We start from the raw sequence: 22,301 nt of genomic DNA, 5'->3' as shown, positions 1-22,301 counted from the left end.
CCCAAATAACCCGGTCTGGTTGCCTTTGCGCCAACGCCCCTGCTAAGGTGCAGCGCTTTTATTACAGAGGAGTTCCGATGTTACCCCTACCTGACATACTGATCTGGGCAGCACTGGCACTGGCCACCCTGCTCTGTATGGCACGCCAACGCCTGCCAGGTTTCCTGCTGCTTGCTGTGGCTCTGCTGCTGGCGCTCTGGCTGGATCGCATCACCACGACCGCACTGCTGGTGACGCTGGCAGCCCTGCTGCTGGCCTGGCGTCTGCCCACCTTCTCCGGCCATAGCCGCCCCCTCGCATGGTCAGCCCTGCTGGCATGGGCGGTGGCACTGACCCTGCACCTGATCCCCGGTTTCAGCAATCTCAAGGTGCTGGATCAGGTACTGGCAGGCCCCGCCAGTGTGCCATTCAACATGTATCTGAACCTCGACAAGCCACTGCTCTTCTTTGGGCTGCTGCTGGCCTGTCCGACGCTGCTTGGTAAGGGAGGCGCTATCCGCTGGCGTCCGCTGGCTCTGTTACTGCTGCCGCTGGGTGCCCTGCTGGTCATCGCCTGGCAGTTGGGGGCACTGAAACCGGAAGTGGGTCTGCCCCACTGGTGGTGGCTGTTTGCACTCAACAACCTGCTGTTCACCTGCGTGGCGGAAGAGGCGCTGTTTCGAGGCGCTATTCAGCAGGGGCTGACCGAGCGTTACCGCCCCTGGATTGGCATCATCGTGGCCGCGCTACTGTTCGGAGCCATCCACCTGCCCGGTGGCCCACTGCTGGCGCTGTTTGCGACCCTGGCAGGCTGCTGCTACGGCTTGGTATTCCAGCTCAGCGGGCGACTCTCCGTGGCCATCCTGATCCACTTCGCCTTCAACTTCGCCCATCTGGTGCTCTTCACCTACCCGCTGGCCAGAGCCTGACGGTCAACTGCGCGGCGTCTTGCCCTTGAACTGCTTGACGCTGCGTTTGGCCTGAGTACGGCGATTGGCCTGCTTGTCACGAGGGGGGCGTTTGCCCTCCCCGCTGGCAGGCTGGTCGGTGACCGGGAATCCCGCCAGATCTCCCAGCGGCAGCTCGCGGCCGGTCAGGGTGCGGATGGCTTGCAGCATGTCACTCTCGCCATGACAAACCAGCGAGATGGCCAACCCCTCGCGGCCAGCCCTGGCGGTACGCCCGATGCGGTGAACGTAGACAGGGGCACTGGCGGGCAAGTCCAGATTGATCACCAGCGGCAGCGCCTCCACATGGATGCCGCGCGCCATCAGGTCGGTGGCCACCAGCACCCGCACCCGACCCTCCTTGAAATCATTGAGCGCCTGCTCGCGCACCGCCTGCTCCTTCTCGCCATGGAGAGCAGCCACCGCAATGCCCGCCTTGGCCAGCTTTCTGGCGACCCCGTCGGCATCATCCCGCGCACTGATAAAGACCAGCACCTGCGGCCACGCCTGCTCCTTGAGCAGGCTGATGAGCGCCGGCACCTTGCTGCTCTTGTTGACCAGATAGAGTCGCTCTTCGATCTCGTTCACCACGCTGTTGAGGGGTGTGGCCTCGATACGGGTTGGCTCACGCAGCAGGCCGTTGGCCAGCGCCTCCAGCTCGGCAGGCAAGGTGGCGGAGAAGAACAGGGTCTGGCGATCCGCCGGAATAAAGCCGAGCAGCGCCTTGATGTCGGGAGCAAAGCCCATCTCCAGCAGGCGATCCGCCTCATCCAGCACCAGCAGCTGCAGACCATCCAGCCCCAGCAACTGTTGGGTCAGCAGATCCCGCAACCGCCCGGGTGTAGCCACCAGCAGCTGTGGCCCCTGCGCCAGTTCGGCCTGTTGCCGCTCCTGCGCAACGCCCCCACACAACGTCACGATGCACAATCCCAGCGCCTCGGCCCCCTCTTTAAGCGCGGCAGATACCTGAATCGCCAGCTCGCGGGTTGGCACCAGCACCAGACCCTGCACCTGGCTGGAGGCAGGATCCAGCCGTTGCAGCAGCGGCAAACCAAACGCCAGCGTCTTGCCGCTGCCGGTCTGGGCCAGTGCCAGCAGATCCTGCCCCGCCAACGCCGCCGGAATCGCCAGCTGCTGGATGCGGGTCGGCGTCTGCAAGGTGGCGGGCAAAGAGGCCAGCAGAGCGGGATGGAGGGCAAGTTCGCGAAAGGTCATGGCGCTACGTTAACAAAGAGAAGTGGGAGGCGAAGTCTAGTGAGCGGGGGCCGAGAAGTAAAACCCTATCAATGATGGCCAGGCCAAGGGGGGGATTGCAACGGGCTGACTACACTTGAGCTGACCCATCACAGAGAAAACTGTCATGACCAGACACATCCCCATCCTGCTGCTGACCAGTGCGCTGCTTGGCAGCATCTCGCTCGGCCTGTCCGGCAGCACGGCGAGCGACAGTGCGGCCGAACAGGCCAAACCGGTGCGTACTCTTAACGCGCATCTCGGTGAGCTGCCGGGACTGATCAATGCCGACAAGACAGGACCTTTCGTTGATTTAGTGCGCGCCATCGACGATCTTCATCCCGATGTGACCATCAGGATCACCATCTATCCCATCGCCCGGGCCATGGCCGGAGTGATCGCTGGCAAGGCAGATCTCGGTCTGCCCGCCATCCGCAATCTCAGGGAGGTCGATATGCTCCCCTACCGTTTCAGTACCCGCAGCTTTGGCAAGGTGGCCCATGTGATTTACAGCAATACTGCCCATCCGGTCACCACAGATATGGCCTATGGCATAGTGCCCACCAAACGGGATCTGCTGATTGAAGCCGTTCCCGACTATATGCCCTTCTCGGTACAGCGCTCGATGAGTATCGAGCAGTCACTGCGCAAACTGTCTCGGGGTCGCATAGACGCCTTTGTCTGGGCACAAGAAGAGGCGGACCTGATGCTGAAAAATCTGAAGCTGACCAATATTCGCCGTGAATTCTTTGGTGATTTCGAGGATGTCTTCATCATCCAGAAAGGGGGGAGCGGGGATGAAATAGACGAATTTTTAAGTCGTTCCATTGAGCAACTCGCCGCCACCGGCAAACTGGCCGAGATCTACGAGAAGATCCACCGCCCCTATGTGGAGTGGCAACCCTCCCCACCCGCCAAGGCTGAACCGGCGACCACCCCGCCCGCAACACCCTGAACAGACAATTCCCGCATAAAAAATCCCGCCGAAGCGGGATTTTTTATGGCTTGCAGCCTTACAGCACGGCCAGCGCAGCGGCGTAGTTCGGCTCGTCGGCCACTTCTGCGACCAGCTCACTGTGCAGCACCTTGTTGTCACCATCCAGTACCACGATGGCGCGAGCGGTCAGACCTACCAGCGGGCCGGAAGAGAAGGCAACGCCGTAATCTTCCATAAAGGCCGCACCGCGCAGGGTGGAGAGGGTCACTACCTTGTCCAGACCTTCGGCGCCGCAGAAGCGGGACTGGGCGAACGGCAGATCGGCGGAGATGCACAGCACGACAGTGTTATCCAGCGCGCTGGCCTGCTCGTTGAACTTGCGCACAGAGGTCGCGCAGGTGGGAGTATCGACGCTCGGGAAAATATTCAGGATTTTGCGCTGACCGGCAAAGCTTGCCAGGGTCACGTCGGAAAGATCCTTGGCCACCAGGGAGAAGGGCTTGGCTTGCTCACCGGCGACCGGGAAGTGACCAGCGACGGAAACCGGGTTGCCTTGTAGAGTGACTGAGTTGCTCATGTGTTATGTCCTTTATTGGTGTAGTAAAAATCCGAGTGATCAGTATAGGGGCGGCGGGACCAGACAAACACCCGCGAAGACAAGGGATATAAAGGGGTTGACCTTGGACTTAACACCAAGGTTTAGACTCCTCCTCGGTAATCAGGGATCTCGCAGGGGCGGGATCCATCAAGAGGGACTCATCATGAGCAAATCCTGCTGCAATCATCAGCACGCCGCCCCCATCAAAGCCGTCAGCAAGGCGGCCCCCGGCCAGAGTGAGCATCACCACGATAGCAACTGCTGCGACAACACCACGCCCGTCAGTTGCTGTTCAACCCCGACGCCTCATGAGCACGCATCCCGTGACGGCAATGAATCACCCGGGGATGAAGAGCCTCCCCGAGGAAGTTGCCACGATAAAGCGTGCTGCAGTGCACCCTTATCGCCGGCTCACGATCATGAACATGATCACGAGCACGATATGCCACCTGCCGACCCGCTGATTGCGCCTGTGCAAGGCAACAGTCGCCACAGCTGGCAGGTGTTGGGGATGGATTGCCCCAGCTGCGCCCGCAAGATCGAGACCGCCGTCAGCCGGGTGAGCGGCGTGCAGCAGGCACGCGTGTTGTTTGCCACCGAGAAGCTGGTGGTGGATCTGGCCCCAGGCCTCTCCCCCGATCCCGTCACCGCCGCTGTGCTGGCCGCCGGTTTCCAGCTCAAGGGGGAAAGTGCTGACAAGCAGGCAGCTGGCCGTAAGCAAGCTTCACAACAGCCCCTGCAAGGCAATCTATTCGGTAACTTTTTGGGCAAATATTGGCAGCCCCTGTCACTGGCCAGTCTGATGCTGGTCGCCGCCCTGCTGCCGAAAGAGTTCGGTCAGCCGCTCTTTACCCTGGCGACCCTCTGGGGGCTGTGGCCCATCTCCCGCAAGGCGTGGGCGCTGACCAAAAGCGGCTCCCCCTTCGCCATCGAGACCCTGATGACGGTCGCCGCCCTGGGCGCCCTGTTTCTCGGCGAAACCGCCGAAGCGGCCATGGTGCTGCTGCTGTTCATGTTGGGCGAGCATCTGGAGGCCTACGCCGCCGGTCGCGCCCGGGCCGGAGTGACCGCCCTGATGGCGCTGGTGCCCGACAAGGCGCTGCGCATCCGTACCACTGCCGAGGGCGAGGTGCGGGAAGAGGTCGCCGCCGATGAGCTGCGTCCCGGCGATATCATCGAAATCGCCCCGGGTGCCCGTCTACCTGCCGACGCCCGCCTGCTCGATGAACTCGGTGCGTTTGACGAGAGCGCCCTGACCGGTGAGTCTATTCCGGTGGAACGCCGTCAGGGTGACAAGGTGCCGGCCGGCAGTCTGGCGGCCGATCGGGTACTGCGCCTTGAAGTCGTCTCCGAGCCCGGCAACAACGCCATCGACCGCATTCTGCACCTCATCGAGGAGGCCGAAAGCCAGCGCGCGCCCATCGAGCGCTTTATCGACCGCTTCAGCCGCTGGTACACCCCGGCCATGATGCTGGTCGCCCTGCTGGTGGTGCTGATGCCGCCCCTTGCCTTCGGCCAGAGCTGGGACGAGTGGATCTATCGCGGGCTGGCGCTGCTGCTCATTGGCTGCCCCTGCGCGCTGGTCATCTCCACCCCGGCAGCGGTCACCTCGGCGCTGGCCGCCGCAACCCGTCAGGGGGCGCTGATCAAGGGGGGGGCCGCACTGGAGCGACTGGCCCATATCGACACCGTCGCCTTTGACAAGACTGGCACCCTGACCCTGGGCAAGCCGCAACTGACCGAGCTGGTGAGCCTCAATGGCCAACCGGAGACCGAGTTGCTGGCACTGGCGGCTGCCATCGAGCAGGGCTCCCACCACCCGCTGGCCCGCGCAGTGGTCGCCAACGCGACCGAACAGGGGCTGACGCTGGCGGAGGCTCGCGACCTGCGCGCACTGCCGGGCATGGGGGTTGAGGGACGCATCAACGGTCAACTGTGGCAACTGCTGGCACCGAGCCGAGTGGCGACCCTGAATGTGGAACAGCAAACCCGGATTGCTTCGCTGGAGCGGCAGGGCAAGACCGTCGTGGTGCTCTGCCAGAGCAGCGGCGACCAAGCGCTGCCGGTCGCCCTGCTGGCGCTGCGGGATCAGATCCGGCCGGAGGCGGCAGCCGCGCTGCAAGAGCTCAACCGACTCGGGCTCAACAGCATCATGTTAACCGGGGATAACCCCCGTGCCGCCGAGGCGATCGCCACCGAGCTGGGCATGGGCTGGCGCGCCGGTCTGCTGCCGGAGGGCAAGGTCAATGAAATTGCCAAGCTCGCCAGCTCGCAGAAAGTCGCGATGATCGGCGATGGCATCAACGATGCCCCCGCCATGAAGCGGGCCAGTATCGGCATAGCCATGGGGGGCGGCACCGATGTGGCGCTGGAGACGGCAGATGCGGCGCTGACCCACAACCAGCTCGGCGGTATTGCCGCGATGATCCGGCTGTCGCGGGCGGCACTGGCCAATATTCACCAGAATATCGCGCTGGCGCTGGGGCTGAAGGCCATCTTCCTGGTCACCAGCCTGCTCGGCATCACCGGTCTGTGGATTGCGGTGCTGGCCGATACCGGCGCCACAGCGCTGGTGACCGCCAACGCCTTGCGGCTGCTGCGCAAGCGTTAAGCCAGCCGATAGCATCCCAGCCAAAAGCCGTCCCCCAACCGGGACGGCTTTTCTTTTTCCTCTCATTTCTCTCACGGCACCCCGTAAAAGAAAAAGCGCGCCTGCCGGTCGGCAGTCGCGCTTTGCTTACTCTCTCGGAGTTATCCCACCCTTGGCAAGGTGGAATTCAACCCGGGGGCGCCGAGCCATCCCCCGGACTCAATGGCTTGCTTACTTGACGCTGCACTCCTGAATGACGGCTGTGCCCGCCTTGACGCCAGCCGGGTCAACCTTCACCAGCACACTCCACAGCCCCTGCGGCAGGGTGATGCTGTTATTGGCACTGCCCCCCTTGGAGAAGGCGAACGAATAGCCGGTTTCAGCGTTCACCGCGCCGCCACCGTTGAGCAGGTACTCCTTGCTCCAGTCCTCGTTGGCGACCTTGAACTCGGTGCTGCCAGCGTAGTTGAACGCCGCCTGATAGATGGCGAGATCGCCGTCCATCCCCTTGTAGCTCAGCTGGTACTGAGGTTGGGCTCCCCAGCCGGAGAGCTCACCCTTGACGAAGAGGTTGTAGCCAAGCGGATTGCCCGCCACCGTATCCAGCACCTTGCAGCTCTGCACAGGCTCGGTGAAGCTGACGCTCAGGGTCGGTTTGTCCTTGTTCATGGCGGTAAAGACAAACTTGTAGCTGCCTGCCTTGGCCAGATCGACACCGATATTGCCGGTTTCTCCCCCCTTGCAAAGGGTCAGCGGAGTGCCAACCACCAGCTTGTCACCGGCGTTACAGCTGCCGTAGTTGACCGGCCCCCAGCTGGCGTCAGCGATCTTGACGTTGGTGGTACCCAGCTTGTCGGTGCTCACCTCGGTAGTGAACTCGTACATAAAGTTGCCGCTGAAGGTCATCTGGTTGGTGTTGCCCCACTCATCGAGGAACCCCTTCAGATAAACATCGGTGTTGCCAAACGGTGGCAGGGTGCTCAGGTCGGTCTTCTTGCTGACCGGCAGGCCCGCACCCTGTGCACCAGACTGCGGCTTGACGAACACAGCGGCAGACCAGGCCCCCAGCGTCAGCTGGCCGTTATCATAGGCGGCGCCGCTGGCGATGCTGTCGACTGCGCGATGCTTGCTGCTTAGCACCATACCGCTCAGATCGATCGGCTGATCGTTACCGTCACGGAAGTCGCCGATGCTCTGGCTCTGGTTGCTGGCGTTGATCATCACCACCAGACCGTCGATGGCCGGATCCAGATCCGCTCCGGCACTGACGCCATCATCCACAGTCATGACGATAAGGCCCGGCACCTGATCCGGGCCGGTATTGCGGAAGTCGACCCGCTTGATCACCTCGGCGCCACTGCCCAGACGCAGCAGGCGGGATGAGTTGCGCAGCTCCGCCAGCTCCTGATAGAAGCTCACCATCTGCGCCATCTCGGCCGAGCCCGGCTTGGCATGCTTGCCGAGCACCTGCTCGATCAGTGGATAGTTGTCGCCATCCTTGTCCTTGCGCGGCAATCCCTTGTCGAAGTTGTTGTCGCCCAGGGTGTAGTCGACCTTGTTGTACCAGTCGCCCGAGTCATAGCTGTCCCGCTCCATGGATTTGGAACGCAGCAGCTCGACACCGGCGTGGGTGAAGGGAATGCCCTGACCCAGCATGGCAGTCGCCAGCGAGACCCCCTGCATCCGCACCAGATCGGCTCCGGCAGGCGCCTTGTAGATCAGGTTGTCGAACAGGGTCTGGTTGTCGTGCTTGTCGACATAGTTCTGCACTTCCACCGGATCCTGGGCATAACCGGCAGGCTGACCGTTGTAGTCGATCTCGGCGCCTTTCTTCGGCATGCCATCCTTGTCGGTCAGCACGAACTCCTTGAGGTTGCCCGCCATGCCGAGCCGCACCAGATCGGACTGGTGCAAGGCCGTCGCCAGATCCACCTTGCTCATTTCGTTAGGATCGACGAAGGCACCGTTGCCAAAGCCCTGGGTCTTGCGAATGGTATCGCCACCGTCGAACGGACTGCCGCCGCGCACCGCATCGCGCAAGCGATCGGAGAAGGAGCCGATACCGGTACCGCCCAGATGCTTCTGGGTAGCCTGCACGAAGCGCTTGTCATCCTGCACTTCGCCGAAGTTCCACCCCTCGCCGTAGAAGTACATCTCGGGATTGACCTTCTTCACCGCGGCCAGCGCCTGCACCATCTGATCTTTCGGATGGTGGCCCATCAGGTCGAAGCGGAAGGCGTCGATCTTGTAGTCGCGCGCCCAGGTGACCAGGGAGTCATCCATCAGCTTGGCAAACATGGCGTGTTCCGGCGCCGTGTTGGAGCAGCAAGTGGAGTTCTCCACCGAGCCGGTCTCCGGATTGAGGCGCTGATAGTACCAAGGCACTATCTTGTCGAGCACCGACTTGGGGCCGAGCCCGGATTCGTTGGTATGGTTGTAGACCACATCCATCACCACGTTCATGCCGATGTTCTGCTTGATGGCCTTGACCATCTCGCGGAACTCCAGAATACGTTTGGTGCCCTCGGCGTTGGTGGCGTAGGAGCCTTCCGGCGTGGTGTAGTGGTAGGGATCATAACCCCAGTTGAAGGAGTCGACGCCGCGCAGGTAACCGGATAGCTCCTGCACCTGCGGATTATCCTTGCTGTCGCCCCCTTGCAGGTCGGCCAGCACATCTCCCACGGTCTGGCCGCCACCGCAATAGCCACCAAATTTGGATGTTTTCACATCCGGATTGACCTGACAGAGCTTGCTGAAGTCATCGCCGAGATTGGCCACCTTGGCCGGATCCTCGTTGACGGTGGCGATATCGAACACCGGCAGCAGGTGCAAGTGGCTGACGCCGCTCTTTGCCAGCGCTTTCAGATGGTTGACCGGTACAGAGTCGGGCTGGGTCAGGCCGACAAACTTGCCGCGCTTCTCTTCATCGGTGGAGGCATCGTTACCGGTCAGGTCACGAACATGGGCCTCATAGATGGTGATATCGGCGGGGTTCTGCTGGCTGTGGGGCGCCTTGAGGCTGTCCCACCCTTCCGGTTTCAGGGCCGGATCGTCGAGATCCACTACCTGACTGAACTCGGAGTTCATCGCCAGACTCAGGGAGTAGGGATCGGTCACCTCGTAGTGCTCAACCTTGCGGCTCAGCGGATGGTAGACCTCCATATCGTAGCGATAGAACTGGCCGATCAGCTCACTGCCCCCTTCGTAACTCCAGCTGCCGCTGGCGCTGTCGAAAGTCATGGCCACCTCACCACTCTTCTGGTGGCTGGCGTTGTAGAGGGCCAACTTGACCGACTTGGCGGTCGGCGCCCAGAGGCGGAAGGTCACCCGGTTACCCTCTACCACTGCGCCATAGCTCAGCTTGGTCGCCTCTGGGGCATAGAGCGCATCGAGAGCGCCGGCGCTCTGCACCAGGGTCGCCCCCTGCAGGATACCGTCGGCATCAGTGCCGATAGCCACCAGTTCCCCCTTGAGCAGGGGCTTGAGATCTTTACCGGCAGGCAGGGCGAAGGCGGCCGCATCCTTGAGGTGCGGATATTTGGCCTGCTGCTCGGCAGTCAGGCTGGTCGCGGTCAGGCTGATATAGGGGAAATCGAACACCCCATCGGCATTGGCCTTGATGGTGCCCGAGTCGGTGTAATAGAGGCGAACGTGGGGCTTGTCCTTGCCCCCTTGCCAAATCAGGGTATTGCCATCGATCAAATGAGCGCTGGCCCCCGCCACGCCAAAGGCGGCGGTAAAGGCTTCGGCACGGCTGCCAAACAGATCTTTCTTGCCCGCGACAATGGCCACGGTGCGATCCGGGTGCTCACTGAAGATCACCTTCATATCGCTGCCGGTCAGGTTGGCCAGATCGCCGTTGCGGGCGATAAAGTTGATGCACCCTTCCACCTTGTTGAGCGGAACGACCCAGGCCGGACCAAAGCTGTCGGCGGTGGCCGGTGTCTTGCTCTTGTCATCCCACCCGGTATTCAGGCCGCTATCTGCCGTTGCCTGGCAGGCGTCGTTGTTCCAAAGGTGCAGGCTGTAGCTGTCAAACGGTGCCTTGGCGCCTTTGGCTGCCGACTGGGTATCCACCAGTGCAATGACCACCTGATTGTCGCCGGCAACCAGCAACTCTTTCGGGGGATCCATCTTGGGCAGACGAGCGACAGGCCCATCGGTGACTTCAGGTGTAGGCGGTGTAGGGGGGACGGGGTTCACACCGGAGGCATCAGAGCTGTTGTCATTACAGCCAGACAAAAGCGCGAGCAGTGAGGCTGTTACCAGCGCCACTTTGGTCTTTTTCATATCCATATTTTTATAATTCCCGCTGTAGTTAGTCTCGATAGTCGAGCACCCGGTCATTGCCAGGCGGTGCCATATTAATCAGCGGCAATCGATTCAAATGTGAGCGAGAGGGCAAAAAAACCATCCAGTTTCAACAAGATAACGTTTTCAGACTGAAACTTCGATCCGGCTCACAGACCTCGCGGCCATTTGGCCTCATATCTGGAAAACGGCAGTCACGGGGTCAGAAAAGCAATGTCTGATCAAGTGGATAGACAAGGAGTAAGCAATGAAACGGATTGAAGAGCAGGCAAGACGACTCGATCAGGAGTATCAGGCGATCGGGCAGCTGTTCGACCAGTTCTGCCAGCAGGCTGGCGCCCTGGCCGAACAGTATCACTTCTTCAACTGGCCCGATTATGAAGACTCACCCCCGCTGAGCCGCGCCTTCACTCTGCTGGGGGAACCCCGCGAACTGCGGCTGCGCTGTCAGCCCGGTGAACGCTCCGCCCTCAATGGCCTGATCCAGGTGGTCTCGGAGGATGGCACCATAGATGCCAGCCTCGGATTTCGCGCCGATGGCCAGTTGCTGCTGGAGTCCGGCAAACTGCTGGACAACCCGCCCGGACTGCTGCTCAAGTTGCTGCTCGGCGCAATCTGGCAACACAAGCCGCAGGCCGATCTCTCACAACAGGAGATCTAGCTGCGGAGCCAACTGTTGAGTCGTTCTGGCTATTGTGGCCGCAGCACGCATCCACAATAGCCTGTGTCGAATGAAGGCGTGGTGGATTTACACCAGAGCATCACTCCTCGCTACGCCCAGCCCCCCGGCAGCAAATGTCCTGCTACTCCGGTTGCAGCGGTTCCGCCACCTTGCCCTCCAGCTTTCTGACCGGCTTTTGCAGGATCAGGTTGGCCGGATAGGTGACCAGATCGCCGTTGTCATCACGCACCCGCACGTAGAAGAGGCCAATCTCGGTGATGACGCCGGTGACCGAATCATCCTTGTCGAGGATGCGGATCCGGTCGCCAATCTTGTAGGGGAAGGCAAAGAAGATGGTGATGCTGGCGGTGATGTTGGAGAGGATCGACCACTGGGCGACCATGGCGACCCCCAATACCGCAAAGAAGGAGGACGCGAGCACCACCAGTCGGGAGAAGTCGAGCCCCCACACCCCGGCCAGCACCAGCAAGGTGGCGCAGCCGAGCAGGAAGTGGAACACATGGGCCACGTAGAGCACCCGGTTCTCGCTCACCTGCCTGCTCTGACCGAGCGCCAGCAGGCTCTTGTGAATCAGCCGCCGGATCAGGGTATGCCCCAGCAACAGCAGTAGGGTCAGACCAATTGATTGCCACATGGGTTATGCCTCCTTACCACCAGCGCCGATGTTTGAGCCAGATAGCCAGCCCGCTGGCCAGCGCCACCAGCGAACCACAGAAGACCCAGAAGGCGGTCGGATTCTCGGCCCCGGGAATGCCCCCCAGGTTGATGCCAAACAGGCCGGTCAGGAAGCTGGCAGGTAAAAAGAGCAGCGCCATCACCGACATCTGGTAGGCGCGGCGGTTGGTCGCCTCCGCCATCAGATTGTTGATCTCGTCTGCCAGCACAGCGGTGCGTGCCACTCCCGCATCGAGGTCGTCGAGCCAGCGCCGCAGCCGATCGGCGATATCGAGCAGACGACGGCGATCATCCTCATCCAGCCAGCTGATCTTCTCGTTGGCAAGGCGCGCCACCAGATCCCGCTGGGGGGAGAGGTAGCGGCGGATCATGATGAGCTGCTTGCGGATCAGCGCCAAGCGGCCATTGGCGGGCATGTCGCGCATCAGCACCATCTCCTCCAGATCGAGGATCTTGTCGTGCAGTTCCTCGACAAACTCCCCCGCCCGATCGGTCAGGGCATCACAAATCTCCACCAGCCAGTCGGCCGGGGTATCGGCGCCGCCCCCCAGCTTGAGCTGGTTGAAGACATCCTGCTCGGAGAGCAGCGGACGACGACGGCTGCTGATGATGAGATCCGGGGTGATGAAGATGCGCAGCGCCACCATCTCTTCGGGCCTGTGATCCTTGTTGTGGTTGATGCCGCGCAGGATCAGCAGCACCGTCTCCCCCATCCGCACCAGCTTGGGACGATTGCTCTGGCCGAGCAGCGACTCCCTGGCCGCCTCGCTGAGCAAGGGGGTCTGCAACAGCCAGCGCGCCGAATCGGGATTGCCGTAATCCAGATGCAGCCAGCCGGGATGTCCCGCCGGGACTTCGCTTCCCGCCATCAGCGGCGCCATGCCCCCCTTGCCATCCAGGGTCAGGGCATAAATCACTTCACCGGGCACCCGATCCATCTCGTCTCCTTCTCGTTTCATGTGCTGGCCCCAGCTTACACCAAAGGCGGGGCCGACTCAGCCCCGCGCCGGGAAGGGGAGGCCTGTGTTAACATGGCCGCTCTCGTTTTCCATCCGCTTTCACTACAGGAAACCATGCCATGCCCATCTGGGTTGATGCCGATGCCTGCCCCATTCCGGTCAAGGAGATCCTCTACCGCGCCGCCCACCGCGCCCAGGTCGTCACCACCCTGGTGGCCAATCAGGGATTGCGGGTGCCCCCCTCGCCTTTCATCAAAACCCAGCAAGTGGAGAAGGGATTCGATGTGGCAGATCATGTCATCGCCCAGCAGGTTCAGCCCGGCGATCTGGTGATCACCGGTGATATCCCCCTCGCCTCCTGGGTGATCGATGCCGGTGGCGAGGCGCTCAACCCCCGTGGCGAGATCTACACCCGCGAGACCATCAAGGCGCGGCTCGGCATGCGCAACTTTATGGAAGAGCTGCGCTCGGCCGGCGTGCAAACCGGCGGCCCGGCCCCCTTCAATGCCGCCGACAAGCAGCGCTTCGCCAACGCCCTCGACAAGTGGCTGGTCAAAGGCAAGTTATAAATAGGCTATAAAGGCGCCCAATTTGGGCGCTTTTTCGCCGTAACATCCTGATTTTTAAAATAAGAGCTGACCACAACCGTCAGGCTGGTAAGATGCGCCGCCATCTTGTCCACGCCGTAATCATCATGACCGCCCAAGGGCACCTGCTCTTCTCCGTTACCTGCACCCTGATCGCCCACAAACTGCAGCTCACCCCGGCCCTGGCAGATGCCAGTCTGTGGCAGACCATCCCTGCCGCGCTGGCCAGCGCCCTGTTGCCCGACCTCGACCACCCCAAATCGGTGCTGGGGCAACGACTGCCGTGGATCTCGAAACCTCTGTCGCGGCTGTTCGGGCATCGCGGTTTCACCCACAGTCTGCTGGCGGTCGCCGCTGCCGTCTGGGGGCTGAACCAGAGCCTGCCGCCGGACACCTTGCCCATGGGGGTCAAGGATGCCCTGATCGTCGGCTACCTCAGCCATCTGCTGGGGGACTGGCTCACCCCGGCGGGCATTCCGCTCTTCTGGCCCATCAAGCGCCGTTACCGCCTGCCAGGCTGGTCGCTGCGCAGTGGCGGCGCCATCGAAACCGGCTTTTGCACCCTCACCCTGCTGGTTGCCGGCTGGTGGTGCGGCTGGCGCCTGTAAGCCAGAAATAAAAAAGCCCCTGACGAGGTCAGGGGCTCAAACCGTGGCAGATGGCACTAGAGGATCAGATCATGATGCCTGCGATAACAGCAGAGAGCAGGCTGACCAGAGTTGAACCGTAGACCAGCTTCAGACCGAAGCGGGAAACCATGTTGCCCTTCTCTTCGTTCAGCGCTTTTACCGCACCGGCGATGATGCCGATGGAGCTGAAGTTGGCGAAAGAGACCATGAAGATGGAGAGGATGCCGACGGTACGCGGGGAGAGCTCGGCAGCAATCTTGCCCAGATCCATCATGGCCACGAACTCGTTGGTCACCAGCTTGGTCGCCATGATGGAGCCCGCTTGCAGCGCTTCACCACTCGGGATACCCAGAATCCAGGCGATTGGATAGAAGAGGTAGCCCATGACGTACTGGAAGTTGACACCAAACGCCAGCTCGAACAGGTAGTTGACCAGGGCGATCAGGGCAATAAAGCCCACCAGCATGGCCGCCACGATAACGGCAACGGAAAAACCGGCCATGATGTACTCGCCCAGCATCTCGAAGAAGTTCTCTCTCTTCGGCGTATGGTGCTCGTCGCCCTCGGCCAGCGCCTTGGCATCGGTCACGGTATTGTCCGGCTCGTACGGGTTGATCAGCGACAGCACGACAAAGGTGCTGAACATGTTGAGCACCAGCGCAGCCACCACGTAACGCGGCTCGATCAGCTGCATGTAGGCACCGACGATGGACATGGAGACGGTAGACATCGCCGTCGCCGCCAGGGTGTACATCTGCTTCTCGTTCAGGTGCGGCAGGATGTTCTTGAGCGCGATGAAGTTCTCGGATTGACCGACGATCATGGAGCTGATGGCGTTGAAGGACTCCAGCTTGCCCATGCCGTTGATCTTGGCCAACACGGTACCGATACCGCGGATCACCAGCGGCAACAGGCGGATGTACTGCAGAATACCGATCAACACGGAGATGAAGACGATGGGCATCAACACCATCAGGAAGAAGGTAAATGAACCTTCATTCATCATGCCGCCAAATACAAAGTCGGTTCCCTGCTTGGCAAACTCCATCAGCTTGGTGAAGCCGGCCGCGAAGCCACCCACCACAGCCAGACCCACTTCCGAGTTCAACATGAACCAGGCCAGCGCCAGCTCGACCACCAGCAGTTGGCCGATATAACGCAGCTTGATCTGTCTCCAGTTGTGGCGGTTAGCCAGCAGAGAAAGAGCGAGGACCATCACCAGTCCGAGCACAAAGTGAACGTATTCCATACCTGTAGCACCTGAGTGAATTGTAATTTTCGACCGGCGCCATCATAGACATTTGCACATTTAAAAATCAGAGAGTCATCACAATCCCGTGTAATAATATGCATGCAGGATAATACAAACGTTTTTAAATTAATTACGCAACAACCTGATATTAATCGCACAACTTTGACGACGACAAATTCATTAAAAAACATGATATTACATAATTAAAATGGCATTTTCATGGCCCTCCAAAATATCTTGATATCATTTTCGCAACATTGTGCTTAATGCCACACTCGCCAATAGAATATTTTTCAACCATTATATTTAAACAACAGAAATGGCAAACGTTTATCCGCAATAAATAATTACACGCATGTTTGAATAATTACCCCGATATCCTTTCACATATTGCTCACAACCAATCTGGCAACAAATACCCCCATAATGTGCCCCCCATGGCCAGCCGTTCAAAAATCCGCCACATCCGGTGCCACATTCTGGTATGATGCGCGGCCTTAGCGCTCGCGCATCCCCGTTTTCTCCGAAATAGAGTCCTTTTGTGAACAACAGCGAATTTAGCAGCCTCAATCTCTCCCCCGCCCTGCAAGAGAACCTCACCAGCCTGGGTTACCTGCAGATGACCCCGATCCAGGCCCAGAGCCTGCCCCTGGTGCTCGATGGCAAAGACCTGATCGCCAAGGCAAAAACCGGCAGCGGCAAGACCGCCGCCTTCGGCCTCGGCCTGCTGGCCAAGCTCAACGTCAACCGCCTCGAAGTGCAGGCGCTGGTGCTCTGCCCGACCCGCGAACTGGCGGATCAGGTGGCCACCGAGATCCGTCGTCTGGCGCGCGCCCTGCCCAACGTCAAGCTGGTGACCCTGTGCGGCGGCACCCCGACCGCACCGCAGTCCGCCACCCTGAGCTTTGGTGCCCACATCGCTGTTGGCACCCCGGGTCGCATTCTCAAACATCTGGAGCAAGGTACGCTGGAGCTCTCCGGCCTCAAGACGCTGGTGCTGGATGAAGCGGATCGCATGCTGGACATGGGCTTTGGCGAAGATATCAACCGGGTCATCAGCTATGCCCCCCAACAGCGTCAGACCCTGCTCTTCTCCGCGACCTATCCGGAAGGGATCGCCCAGATGAGCCGCGGCGTGCAGCGCAATCCGGTCGAGGTGAGCGTGGAGTCCCTGCACGAGGGGAGCGCCATCGAACAGAAGCTCTATGAAGTGCCTGCCGGTCATCGCCTCGACGCCCTCACCTGGCTGCTGAGTCACTACCAGCCCAGCTCCTGCGTGGTGTTCTGCAACACCAAGCGCGCCTGTAACGACGTGGCCGACCATCTGGCCGCCAAGGGCTTCTCGGCGCTGGCGCTGAATGGCGATCTGGAACAGCGCGAGCGGGATCAGGTGCTGGTGCGCTTTGCCAACGGCAGCGCCACCATTCTGGTGGCCACCGATGTGGCGGCCCGCGGCCTCGACATCAAGGAGCTGGGCGCCGTCATCAACTACGAGCTGACCTATGATCCGGAAGTGCACGTGCACCGCATCGGCCGTACCGGTCGTGCCGGCCAGCAGGGTCTGGCCCTGAGTCTCTATCAGCCGAACGAGGCCCAGCGCGTCAACTTTATCGAAGAGTACCAGCAAGCTCCGATGCCGCTGGGTGATCTCGACAGCATCGGCCGCGACATCAAGCCGATCGCCCCGCAGATGGTGACCCTCTCCATCGATGCAGGCCGCAAGACCAAGGTGCGGGCCGGTGACATTCTGGGTGCCCTGACCGGTGAAGGCGGCATTGCCGGCGCCGACGTCGGCAAGATCCAGATCTCCGAGCAGTACTCCTACGTCGCGGTGAAGCGCAGCGTGGCGAGCGCCGCCCTCAAGCGGTTGCAGGAAGGCAAGATCAAGGGGCGCAGCTACCGCGCCCGCAAACTGGGCTAAGGTTCTTTGCAAGTCGTTAGCCAGACCACAGGCGCCTGACAGGCGCCTGTTTCATATCTCCGATGCCGCCATGCGGCAAGACAGGCACCATGACCCAAGCAATCCAAACCGATGTGAGCTGCCAAAACTGCGAAGCCTGCTGCTGCCGCCTCGAAGTGATGCTCTTTACCGATACCGGCGTGCCGGACCGTTATGTACTGGAACGGGATGGCGAGATACCGGTCATGCGCCGGCTGGACGATGGCTGGTGTGCGGCCCTCGACCGCAACACCATGATGTGCCGTATCTACGAGGTGCGGCCGCTGATCTGCCGTGAATTCGAAATGGGTGAGCCCGACTGCGTTGACGAACGGGACAAGTGGTTTATCAAGCTGGATTGAGCCAAGGCCAGTCAGGATAAGGGTGGTCAAGCGCTCGCAGGTTCACAGGGAGCAGTGCTGAGCTGCTCTCCCAGCCACTGTATCGCCGCTGCCTCCTGCTCGAAATAACGTACCGCCCGAAAGGGCAATCCCGTGAAGATATTATCCGCCAGATAGCGCTTGAAGCCCCCCACGAAGACCACCGCCAGAAACTGACAGCCACTCTCGGCACACCAGCCAAACTGGCGACGAAAACGGGCCAGCACCTCGGGCCCGGCCGCTTCAAACTCGGTCGCGACCTCGACAATCCCCCAGGGGCCATCCATCAATCCGGCCAGTTCGTGACGAAATCGCGCCTCATAGGCCATGGCACCTGCCAGATTAAAAGGGCCACTCGGGCGGCAGATCAGCATCTGGCCACTGCGCTCCATGTCAAATTGCCCATGTGGCTGCATGACTGCTCCCATTCCGTTACCACCACCATTGCCTGCAAATTGTTACCACAAGGTAATAATTTATAAGGAAAAGTCCAGCAGCAAACAGGCTTTCCCCAAAGCGTGGTCATCCTATCCAGCAAACCGTCGGCACCTCATGTTACCGACATCCCGCACTGAACCGATCTCAAGATGTGTGATTGCAGTTAACGAAACGTTACTGCTATTATCCGCGCCGCCACAAACATTCCACCTGCCGAAAGGTTTGGCACCTCAACAAGGATGTGCAATGAAAAAAAGGGACTCGAGTCATTACCAACGGATCTGGCGCTGGCACTTCTACGCCGGTCTCTTTGTCGCCCCTTTCCTGATCCTGCTGTCACTGACCGGGATCGTCTATCTGTTCAAACCCCAGCTCGACAACCTGATGTACCCAGAGCTGATGAAGGTCGCCCCCGCCAGCCAGACCCTGAGTGCCGACCAGCTGCTGGCCAAGGCGATGATGACCATGCCCGATGCCAGCCTGCGTAAATATCTGCCGCCTGTCGCTCCCGATCAGAGCGCCCAGTTCATCGTCAATCGGGGCGAACAGGAGCTGACCCTGTTTATGGATCCCGCCAGCGGTGCCCTGCTCGGCACCATGGATAACAAGTGGAATCTGCAAGCGGTGGCTCGCTCCCTGCACGCCGACCTGCTGCTCGGCCCCACGGGGGATCGGCTGATCGAACTGGCCGCAGGCTGGGGAGTGGTACTGCTGCTGAGCGGCCTCTACCTCTGGTGGCCACGCAAGGGGCCCGGGGTGGGCGGCATCCTCTGGCCCAGAGTCAGCCAGCGTGGCCGCCTCTGGTGGCGGGATCTGCACGCGGTGGTCGGCTTCTGGGGCGCCGGTTTCCTGTTGCTATTGCTGCTGAGCGGCATGACCTGGACCGGTTTCTGGGGCGATCAGTTTGCCGCGGTCTGGAACCGCTTCCCCGCCACCATGTGGAATGAGGTGCCCAAATCGGCACCGCTGGCCCGAAGCCTGAATCAGGCCCACGAGCAGACCGTCCCTTGGGCAGTGGAGAACACCCCTATGCCCAGCTCGCAGCCGGTCGATGAGGGGCACGATCACGGTGCCATGAACCACGGCGAGCACGAGGGAGTGGTGATGGCCAGCCAGCGGATCCCGCTGCAACAGGTGGTCGAGATCGCCCATGAGCGGAGAGTCCAACCGGGTTACAGCATCACCCCGCCGGTCGGCGCCACCGGCGTCTACACCATCGCCCTGTTTGCCGACGATCCGCGCAACGACGCCACCCTGCATATCGATCAATACAGCGGCAAGGTGCTGGCCGATGTGCGCTGGCAGGATTACGGCCCGGTTGCCAAGACGGTGGAGAGCGGCGTCATGCTGCACATGGGCAAGCTCTACGGCTGGCCCCATCAGCTCGCCATGCTGCTTATCTGCCTGATGGTGCTGGCCAGCGCCGTGAGCGGCCTCTGGATCTGGTGGTGCCGCCGTCCGCAGGGCCGTCTCGCCGCGCCGCCACTGCCCGCCAAATTGCCGCCGATGCGCGGTGCCATCGCCCTGCTGATCCTGCTGGGAATCGCCTTCCCGCTGGTGGGCGCCTCCATGATCGCCATCTGGCTGCTGGATACCCTGATTTTCTCCCGCCGCCCTCTCAGGGTGGCACGCGCCAGCTAAACCGGCCAAAACCAAAAAGGGCTCCCATCTCGGGAGCCCTTTTCATTATTCGCCTTGGCGCGCTGCGACCAGCTGTCAGGAGAGCGCCAACCCGATGGAGAGCAGCAGGCTGAACAGAAAGGCGCTGATGGCGGTCTTCTTGAGGGAACCGGTCAGCACCTCGCCATCGTAGCTTTCGCGAAGGGTCTTGGCCGCATCGCTGAGAGGCTTCATGGCGGGCAGGAAGATCCACGGCCAGAAACTGGCGGGCTGGATCAGGATAAAGGCGATGGTTGCCAGCAGCGCCGCCCCCAACAGTACCCAGTGATAAGCGATGGCGCGGTTGCGGCCAAGGCGCACCGCCAGGGTGATCTTGCCGCTGGCGGCGTCGGTCTCGATATCGCGCACATTGTTGATATTGAGCACGGCGGTGGCCAGCAGGCCACAGGCGGTGGCGGGCAGCAGCAGATCCCACTCCAGACTCTTGGTGAAGAGGTAGTAGGAGCCGAGCACCCCCAACAGACCGAAGAATAAGAACACCGAGATATCGCCAAACCCGCGATAGCCGTAGGGAGTCTTGCCCACGGTGTAGGTCACCGCCGCGACAATGGCCGCGCCACCCAGCACTACAAATGCCAAAATCTGCAGCCACTGGCCGCCGAAGGCACAGCCCAGCAGCAGTAGGCCACTGGCCACCGCCGCCAGCGCAGTAAGCCCCATCGCCACGCACATCTGCTTTTTGGTGATAAGACCGGAGACCACCGCCCGCTGCGGGCCGATCCGCTCACCGTTGTCGGCGCCGGAAACCGCATCGCCGTAATCGTTGGCCAGATTGGAGAGGATCTGCAGCAGGATGGCGGTCAGCAGAGAGAGCGCCATGATGGTGCCATCGAAGGCACCACGACTGGCAGCCAGCCCGGAGCCCAGCAGGATGGAAGAGCAGGCGAGCGGCAGTGTTCGCAAACGCGCCGCCAGCAACCAAACAGAGAAGGTATTTGTCATTTTGTGATGGCCAAACAATCGGATATTGATCGTGTTAAGGGTTATCGAACCGGATTTGGGTATACTTGGCCCCGGAGAGTGAAGCTCCCGCGGGCGATTTACATGGACGAATGGGCAGATAATATATAGGAAATCATCGCCCTTTGGCATAAACCTACGGCATCCAGCTACCGGATCGCTCGTTACTACCCGGCTCAGAAAAGAATCCATGTTGGCTCAGACCCATATCAAGCAACAACTGGACGCCCTGCGTCACAGCAACGTCAGCGGCTTCGTACGGTTGCGAGTGGCGATCGAAATCCGCTCCTTTCTGGGCTGGCTCGCTGCGCAAACCCTCTATCCCCGCATCTACTGGCAGGCCCGTGGAGAGGCTCGTCCCGAGTATGTCGCGCTGGGCGCCATCCATGAACTGACCGAGCCGCACGCCATCAAGCAGGTGTGCACTAACACAGCCAACCAGCATCATGACGACAGCCCTCGCTACTATGGCGGACTGGCGTTCGATCCGGCCCAATCCGGCTGGCAAGGGTTTGGCCCCTGCCGTTTCGTGCTGCCCCGTATCGAGCTGGTGCGCCGTGGTGAATGCGTCAGTCTCTGCCTCAACCTCTGGCTGGATGAAAACAATCTCGAGGCCGAACTGCAGGCGGCCGAAGCCGCCCTCGATGCCCTGCACCCGGAAGCCCCGCTGCCCGCCCTGCAAAAGCAGCCCTGGCAGCGACAGGATTGCCCCGGCCCCGCCCAGTGGCAAACGCTGGTGGAGCGCGTCACAGCCCCCGATTTTCAGGCCCACACTCCCAAGGTGGTGCTGTCGCGGGAGAGCGTGCTGACCAGTCCGAACCATGATGCGGATATCAATCCCTGGGCCATGCTCGACCAGTGGGCCCGCCACGCCCAGGACTGCTTCCACTTCGGTTTTCAATTCTCCCCCGAGCAGGCCTTTATCGCCTGTTCTCCCGAGCGGCTCTACCGCCGGGAAGATCGCCACCTCTTTACCGAGGCGCTGGCGGGCACCATTCGCCGCTCCGGCGATGAAGAGGTGGATGCCCAACTGGCCGCCGAACTGCTGGCCGACAGCAAGAACCGGCTGGAGAACCGACTGGTACACGCCGACATCCTGAGCCGTCTGGCACCACTGACCCACGATGCCACCCTGACCGAGCCGCGCATTCTCAAACTGCGGCTGCTGCAACATCTCAAGTGCGATATCGAAGCCGAGATCAAGCCCGGGGTCTGCGACTGGCAGTTGCTCGACGCCCTCCACCCGACGCCGGCGGTGGGCGGCGCTCCGCGCGAGGCAGCGCTCGCCTTTATCCGCGAGTTCGAACCCTACGATCGGGGCTGGTACGCCGGAGCCTGCGGCATGCTGAGTCGGGAGACGTCCGAGTTCTCGGTCGCCATTCGCAGCGCACGCATTCAGCCGGGCAGCGTCACTCTGTTTGCCGGTGCCGGCATTGTCGCCGGTTCCGAGCCTGTCGCCGAGTGGGCCGAACTCGACAACAAGATCGCCAATGTGCTCTCCCTGCTGGGATAGTCATTCACCCTT

18 protein-coding genes are annotated in these 22,301 nt (G+C 61.1%); 10 read left to right on the top strand and 8 right to left on the bottom strand.

Translation table 11 applies throughout. The annotated features are described in order from the left end of the window. The first annotated feature begins 77 nt into the window (after positions 1 to 77). The gene (locus G5380_RS18640; RefSeq protein ID WP_227341890.1) at positions 78 to 908 is read left to right on the top strand and encodes a CPBP family intramembrane glutamic endopeptidase; all 831 of its coding nucleotides are present in this window, start codon (positions 78 to 80) and stop codon (positions 906 to 908) included. 3 nt (positions 909 to 911) lie between these two features. Here the strand turns inward: G5380_RS18640 and G5380_RS18635 are convergent, their stop codons facing one another. Beyond that, on the bottom strand, positions 912 to 2,141 hold the full coding sequence (locus G5380_RS18635) for a DEAD/DEAH box helicase (protein WP_216952834.1): 1,230 nt from the start codon (positions 2,139 to 2,141) through the stop codon (positions 912 to 914). Positions 2,142 to 2,286: 145 nt separating this feature from the next. Between G5380_RS18635 and G5380_RS18630 the strand changes: the two genes are divergently transcribed. Then, complete coding sequence (locus tag G5380_RS18630; RefSeq protein ID WP_100646827.1) at positions 2,287 to 3,114, top strand: transporter substrate-binding domain-containing protein; 828 nt, start codon at positions 2,287 to 2,289, stop codon at positions 3,112 to 3,114. A gap of 58 nt (positions 3,115 to 3,172) precedes the next feature. Here G5380_RS18630 and tpx read toward each other — a convergent pair whose 3' ends face one another. After that, positions 3,173 to 3,673: a thiol peroxidase gene (tpx, locus tag G5380_RS18625; RefSeq protein WP_021230929.1), complete on the bottom strand. Its 501-nt coding sequence runs from the start codon at positions 3,671 to 3,673 to the stop codon at positions 3,173 to 3,175. 184 nt (positions 3,674 to 3,857) lie between these two features. On the opposite strand from tpx, the gene G5380_RS18620 reads away from it, so the two are divergent. Continuing rightward, the gene (locus G5380_RS18620; protein WP_421353000.1) at positions 3,858 to 6,305 is read left to right on the top strand and encodes a zinc/cadmium/mercury/lead-transporting ATPase; all 2,448 of its coding nucleotides are present in this window, start codon (positions 3,858 to 3,860) and stop codon (positions 6,303 to 6,305) included. A 210-nt stretch (positions 6,306 to 6,515) separates the two neighbouring features. Here the strand turns inward: G5380_RS18620 and pulA are convergent, their stop codons facing one another. Beyond that, on the bottom strand, positions 6,516 to 10,580 hold the full coding sequence (gene pulA / locus G5380_RS18615) for a pullulanase-type alpha-1,6-glucosidase (protein ID WP_421352999.1): 4,065 nt from the start codon (positions 10,578 to 10,580) through the stop codon (positions 6,516 to 6,518). Positions 10,581 to 10,842: 262 nt separating this feature from the next. Between pulA and G5380_RS18610 the strand changes: the two genes are divergently transcribed. Next, positions 10,843 to 11,256, top strand: coding sequence for a hypothetical protein (locus G5380_RS18610; RefSeq protein ID WP_216952830.1), 414 nt, complete (start codon positions 10,843 to 10,845; stop codon positions 11,254 to 11,256). 142 nt (positions 11,257 to 11,398) lie between these two features. Here the strand turns inward: G5380_RS18610 and G5380_RS18605 are convergent, their stop codons facing one another. Continuing rightward, positions 11,399 to 11,911, bottom strand: a complete 513-nt coding sequence (locus G5380_RS18605) for a mechanosensitive ion channel domain-containing protein (RefSeq protein WP_005354921.1) — start codon at positions 11,909 to 11,911, stop codon at positions 11,399 to 11,401. Between the two features lie 13 nt (positions 11,912 to 11,924). Next, complete coding sequence (gene zntB, locus G5380_RS18600; RefSeq protein WP_162895478.1) at positions 11,925 to 12,890, bottom strand: zinc transporter ZntB; 966 nt, start codon at positions 12,888 to 12,890, stop codon at positions 11,925 to 11,927. A gap of 140 nt (positions 12,891 to 13,030) precedes the next feature. On the opposite strand from zntB, the gene G5380_RS18595 reads away from it, so the two are divergent. Next, a complete protein-coding gene (locus G5380_RS18595) occupies positions 13,031 to 13,480 on the top strand; it encodes a YaiI/YqxD family protein (protein ID WP_005335916.1) in 450 nt (149 codons plus the stop codon). A 125-nt stretch (positions 13,481 to 13,605) separates the two neighbouring features. After that, positions 13,606 to 14,106, top strand: a complete 501-nt coding sequence (locus tag G5380_RS18590) for a metal-dependent hydrolase (RefSeq protein WP_216980260.1) — start codon at positions 13,606 to 13,608, stop codon at positions 14,104 to 14,106. Between the two features lie 64 nt (positions 14,107 to 14,170). On the opposite strand, the gene G5380_RS18585 is transcribed toward G5380_RS18590, so the two are convergent. Continuing rightward, positions 14,171 to 15,376 (bottom strand): NupC/NupG family nucleoside CNT transporter, encoded by a 1,206-nt coding sequence (locus tag G5380_RS18585; RefSeq protein WP_216952829.1) that lies wholly within the window; start codon positions 15,374 to 15,376, stop codon positions 14,171 to 14,173. A 544-nt stretch (positions 15,377 to 15,920) separates the two neighbouring features. Here G5380_RS18585 and dbpA point away from each other — a divergent pair. Next, the gene (dbpA, locus tag G5380_RS18580; RefSeq protein ID WP_421172272.1) at positions 15,921 to 17,300 is read left to right on the top strand and encodes an ATP-dependent RNA helicase DbpA; all 1,380 of its coding nucleotides are present in this window, start codon (positions 15,921 to 15,923) and stop codon (positions 17,298 to 17,300) included. 89 nt (positions 17,301 to 17,389) lie between these two features. Then, positions 17,390 to 17,680, top strand: coding sequence for a YkgJ family cysteine cluster protein (locus G5380_RS18575; RefSeq protein ID WP_005341481.1), 291 nt, complete (start codon positions 17,390 to 17,392; stop codon positions 17,678 to 17,680). A 26-nt stretch (positions 17,681 to 17,706) separates the two neighbouring features. Here the strand turns inward: G5380_RS18575 and G5380_RS18570 are convergent, their stop codons facing one another. After that, positions 17,707 to 18,114 (bottom strand): hypothetical protein, encoded by a 408-nt coding sequence (locus tag G5380_RS18570; RefSeq protein WP_323936299.1) that lies wholly within the window; start codon positions 18,112 to 18,114, stop codon positions 17,707 to 17,709. Positions 18,115 to 18,382: 268 nt separating this feature from the next. Between G5380_RS18570 and G5380_RS18565 the strand changes: the two genes are divergently transcribed. Beyond that, positions 18,383 to 19,777, top strand: coding sequence for a PepSY domain-containing protein (locus G5380_RS18565; RefSeq protein ID WP_323936301.1), 1,395 nt, complete (start codon positions 18,383 to 18,385; stop codon positions 19,775 to 19,777). A 75-nt stretch (positions 19,778 to 19,852) separates the two neighbouring features. Here G5380_RS18565 and G5380_RS18560 read toward each other — a convergent pair whose 3' ends face one another. Beyond that, on the bottom strand, positions 19,853 to 20,758 hold the full coding sequence (locus G5380_RS18560; RefSeq protein ID WP_182963191.1) for a 1,4-dihydroxy-2-naphthoate polyprenyltransferase: 906 nt from the start codon (positions 20,756 to 20,758) through the stop codon (positions 19,853 to 19,855). A 208-nt stretch (positions 20,759 to 20,966) separates the two neighbouring features. Between G5380_RS18560 and G5380_RS18555 the strand changes: the two genes are divergently transcribed. Next, complete coding sequence (locus G5380_RS18555) at positions 20,967 to 22,289, top strand: isochorismate synthase (RefSeq protein WP_421352998.1); 1,323 nt, start codon at positions 20,967 to 20,969, stop codon at positions 22,287 to 22,289. Positions 22,290 to 22,301 lie beyond the last annotated feature (12 nt).

The organism is Aeromonas sp. 604443, assembly GCF_049170315.1.
GTDB lineage: Bacteria > Pseudomonadota > Gammaproteobacteria > Enterobacterales > Aeromonadaceae > Aeromonas > Aeromonas veronii_A.
The sequence above is the reverse complement of the archived record's forward strand: the minus strand, read 5'-3'. Positions and strand labels throughout refer to the sequence as shown.

Excerpts from the sequence above, each read along its gene's own strand:
- G5380_RS18640 (WP_227341890.1), top strand. The coding sequence starts at position 78 with ATGTTACCCCTACCTGACATACTGATCTGGGCAGCACTGGCACTGGCC.
- G5380_RS18635 (WP_216952834.1), bottom strand. The coding sequence starts at position 2,141 with ATGACCTTTCGCGAACTTGCCCTCCATCCCGCTCTGCTGGCCTCTTTG.
- G5380_RS18630 (WP_100646827.1), top strand. The coding sequence starts at position 2,287 with ATGACCAGACACATCCCCATCCTGCTGCTGACCAGTGCGCTGCTTGGC.
- tpx (WP_021230929.1), bottom strand. The coding sequence starts at position 3,673 with ATGAGCAACTCAGTCACTCTACAAGGCAACCCGGTTTCCGTCGCTGGT.
- G5380_RS18620 (WP_421353000.1), top strand. The coding sequence starts at position 3,858 with ATGAGCAAATCCTGCTGCAATCATCAGCACGCCGCCCCCATCAAAGCC.
- pulA (WP_421352999.1), bottom strand. The coding sequence starts at position 10,580 with ATGGATATGAAAAAGACCAAAGTGGCGCTGGTAACAGCCTCACTGCTC.
- G5380_RS18610 (WP_216952830.1), top strand. The coding sequence starts at position 10,843 with ATGAAACGGATTGAAGAGCAGGCAAGACGACTCGATCAGGAGTATCAG.
- G5380_RS18605 (WP_005354921.1), bottom strand. The coding sequence starts at position 11,911 with ATGTGGCAATCAATTGGTCTGACCCTACTGCTGTTGCTGGGGCATACC.
- zntB (WP_162895478.1), bottom strand. The coding sequence starts at position 12,890 with ATGGATCGGGTGCCCGGTGAAGTGATTTATGCCCTGACCCTGGATGGC.
- G5380_RS18595 (WP_005335916.1), top strand. The coding sequence starts at position 13,031 with ATGCCCATCTGGGTTGATGCCGATGCCTGCCCCATTCCGGTCAAGGAG.
- G5380_RS18590 (WP_216980260.1), top strand. The coding sequence starts at position 13,606 with ATGACCGCCCAAGGGCACCTGCTCTTCTCCGTTACCTGCACCCTGATC.
- G5380_RS18585 (WP_216952829.1), bottom strand. The coding sequence starts at position 15,376 with ATGGAATACGTTCACTTTGTGCTCGGACTGGTGATGGTCCTCGCTCTT.
- G5380_RS18575 (WP_005341481.1), top strand. The coding sequence starts at position 17,390 with ATGACCCAAGCAATCCAAACCGATGTGAGCTGCCAAAACTGCGAAGCC.
- G5380_RS18570 (WP_323936299.1), bottom strand. The coding sequence starts at position 18,114 with ATGCAGCCACATGGGCAATTTGACATGGAGCGCAGTGGCCAGATGCTG.
- G5380_RS18565 (WP_323936301.1), top strand. The coding sequence starts at position 18,383 with ATGAAAAAAAGGGACTCGAGTCATTACCAACGGATCTGGCGCTGGCAC.
- G5380_RS18560 (WP_182963191.1), bottom strand. The coding sequence starts at position 20,758 with ATGACAAATACCTTCTCTGTTTGGTTGCTGGCGGCGCGTTTGCGAACA.
- G5380_RS18555 (WP_421352998.1), top strand. The coding sequence starts at position 20,967 with ATGTTGGCTCAGACCCATATCAAGCAACAACTGGACGCCCTGCGTCAC.